The 3,300-nt window shown below is 70.2% G+C and carries 3 protein-coding genes; all 3 read left to right on the forward strand.

Annotation, left to right across the window (positions count from 1 at the left end; genetic code table 11):
• A partial coding sequence (locus QN345_RS17035; protein ID WP_323508934.1) for a respiratory chain complex I subunit 1 family protein occupies positions 1-958 on the forward strand: 958 nt, incomplete at its 5' end.
• An 8-nt stretch (positions 959-966) separates the two neighbouring features.
• Entirely contained in the window at positions 967-1,623 is a 657-nt protein-coding gene (locus QN345_RS17040) for a hypothetical protein (RefSeq protein WP_134449605.1), read from the forward strand.
• The coding region (locus QN345_RS17045) for a proton-conducting transporter membrane subunit (protein ID WP_323508935.1) at positions 1,623-3,300 on the forward strand (1,678 nt) is incomplete at its 3' end. The genes QN345_RS17040 and QN345_RS17045, both read left to right, overlap by 1 nt.

Raw genomic sequence — 3,300 nt, forward strand, 5'->3', positions numbered from 1 at the left:
GACCTGGGCCGGCATCGGGGCCCCCATCCTGATGGCCGTGCTGCAACTCGCGCTCTTCGTCTTCCTGGCCCCGCTGCTGATCGGCGTGATCCGCCAGGTGCGCGCCCGGCTCGAGGGCCGCGCGGGAGCCGGAATCTGGCAGCCCTGGCGCGACGTGCGGAAGCTCCTCGCCAAGGAGCCTGTGCACGCGGCGGACTCGAGCTGGATGCTGTCGGTCGGCCCGATCGTGCTGCTCGTCTCGAGCCTGCTGCTCTGCGTGCTGCTCCCCCTCGTCGGCACCCTCGCGCTTCCTCTCATCCCGAGCGACCTCTTCGTGATCGTCTCTGTCATGCTGATCGGCGTCGTCGCGCTCGCCCTCGTCGGGCTCGACGGCGGCACCGCATTCGGCGGGATGGGCTCGAGCAGGCACATGACGGTCGCCGCCCTCGTCGAGCCGACCCTGCTGCTCTCGATCTACGCCCTCTCGATCCCGGCGGGCAGTTCGACGCTGTCGCTGATCGTGCAGACCCGGCTCCAGACGCCCGCCGTGATCATCTCCCCCGTGAGCCTGCTCGCGATGGTCGCCCTCGCGATCGCGATCATGGCCGAGACGAGCCGGCTGCCCATCGACAACCCCTCGACGCACCTCGAACTCACGATGCTGCACGAGGCCATGGTGCTCGAAAGCTCCGGGCGCGACCTGGCCTGGCTCGAACTGGGCTCCTGGCTCAAGCTCGCCGCCCTGCTCGGCCTGCTCGGCAACCTCATCGTGCCGTGGGGCGTCCTCACCGACTTCACCGTGCCCGGTCTCCTCCTCGGCGCCGTCGCAGTCGCCGCCAAGGTGCTCGCCCTGGGCACCGCGCTGAGCGTCGGCGAGGTCTTCCTCGCCAAGGCGCGCCTGTTCAGCGTGCCCGAGCTGCTCGCGGGGTCGTTCGCCCTCGCCCTGCTCGCCGTCACCGCCTCCTACCTGGTCGCTTAGGAGCATCCGTGTTCGAAACCACCTACCCGCAACTCATCGGCCTCTGCACCGGCACGCTGCTGCTCACGAGCGCGCTGATGGTCTGGCGGCACTCGATGCTCGCCTCGATCCGCCTGCTCGCCGTACAGGGCCTCGCCCTGGCCGCGCTCGTCGCCGTGATCGGCGTGCAGAAGGGCGAGCTCGAGGTCATCCTCGTCGCCGTGCTCGTGCTGCTCGTCAAGGGCCTCGGCCTGCCGTGGGTGCTCGCCCACGAGTCGAAGGCGACGACCCGAACGGATGAGGCCCCGCGCCTGAACCCGACGGCCTCGCTCCTGACCGTGGCCCTGCTCACGATCCTCGCCTATGTGGTCTCCAGCCGGGTGCTGGCCAGGGACACGAGCGTGTCCGCGCACGCCGCGCCGATCGGGCTCGCCATGGTGCTGATCGGCTTCCTGCTGCTCGTCACCCGGAGGCAGGCGCGGTCGCAGCTGATCGGCTTCCTCGTGCTCGACAACGGCATCGCGACCGTCGCCTTCCTGACGAGCGGCGGCGTCCCGCTCGTGCTCGAGCTCGGCATCTCCCTCGACGTGCTCCTCGTCGTGATGATCCTCTACGTCTTCGCGGGGCGGATGCACAACAAGTTCGGCAATACGGACATCGACCAGCTGAGAAAGTTGCATGACTGATGGCCCCGTACCTGTCCTTCGCACTCTGGACCCCGCTCGCCCTCCCGGTGCTGTTCGCGCTCCTGAGCCTCACGGTGCCGTCCCCGCGGCTGCGCCGGCTCGGTCCGATCGCCTCGAGCCTGGCCGTGCTCGCCTCCGGGGTGATCCTCGTCGTCGCCGTGCTGCACGACCAGGTGCCGACTCTCGGCGGCGTGCTCCGCGCCGACGCCCTCTCGGCCTACCTGCTCACGGTCGTCGGAGCCATCGGCCTCGTCTCGACCTGGGGCGGACTCGGCGGCGGCGGCCACTCCCAGACTCCCGCGCGCTGGGCGGGCTCCTACGACGGCCTGATCTCGGTGTTCCTCGCCGCCATGTCACTCGCCGTCGTCGCTGACAACATCGGCCTGATGTGGGCCTCGATCGAGGCGACGACGATCACCACCGCGTTCCTGGTCGGCGCGCACCGCACCGGCAAGTCCCTCGAGGCCTCCTGGAAGTACGTGATCCTCGGCTCCGTCGGCGTCGCGATCGCCCTGCTCGGCATCCTGCTGATCTACGCAGCCTCCCGGGCCACCGGCGAGGCGACGCTGTCCTGGCTCGTGCTCAGCCAGCCGGGCCTGCCCCTCGACCCCGCACTCGTCCGTGCCGGCGGCGCCCTCGCTGTGCTCGGCTTCGCGACCAAGGCCGGCCTCGCACCGATGCACAGCTGGTTGCCGGATGCCCACAGCCAGGCGCCCGCGCCGGTGTCCGGCCTGATGAGCGGCGTGCTGCTTGCGGTCGCCCTGTACGCGATCCTGCGGGTGCAGACCATCACGGACGCCGTGATCGGCCCGGACTTCCTCCGGGCGATGCTGAGCGTGGCCGGCCTACTCTCCCTGTTCGTCGCCGCCGCCCTGCTCATCCGCCAGCGCGACTTCAAGCGGATGCTCGCATACTCGAGCATCGAGCACATGGGCCTGATGGCGATCGGCGCCGCGGTCGGCGCCGCCGCCCTGCCGGCCGTGCTGCTCTACATGCTCGGCCACGGACTCGTGAAGGCGACGCTCTTCGTCGTCTCCGGCCGGATCCTCGAGGTCGAGGGCACACCGACGATCGCCAACGTCCGGGCGCTGCTCGTGCGCCGCCCGGGGCTGGCGATCCCGTGGCTCGTCGCGATGGCGGCGCTCGTCGGATTTCCCCCCTTCAGCATCTTCTTCTCCGAGGTGGGCATCATCCTCGCCGGCTGGTCCGCAGGCATGGGCGTCGTCGTCGGCATCGCCCTCGTCCTCCTGCTCGTGATCTTCGCGAGCCTCACCCGGCTCACCGTCGCGCTCACCATCGGTTCCCCGCACGACGCCCTCGACCACAACCCGCCGATCCTGCCGGAGCAGGTGACCCCGCGCGCGACCGCGCCGGGGGACGAATCGGACGCGGACCGCGAAGCCACGGTCCTGTCCCGCCGCGAGGCGGAGGCAGGGATCGACGGTGCCGGAGTCGTGAACGGTGTCGCTCACGTCGCTGACGGCGGGAACGGTCCTGAACCGTTCCCGATGACCTCCAACATCCGCGTGGCCGCTCCGTTCCCCGACACCGTCGCCGTGACCGTCGTCGACGTCGTCGTCGCGCCGGACCGCTCGACCCACGGCCCGCTTGGGCAAGCTCAGTGGGCAGGTGTACAGCGACAACTTCGGTTCCTCGATGGAAGATGTCAACTCGACT

This window comes from Cryobacterium sp. 10I1 (genome assembly GCF_035019805.1).
GTDB lineage: Bacteria > Actinomycetota > Actinomycetes > Actinomycetales > Microbacteriaceae > Cryobacterium > Cryobacterium glucosi.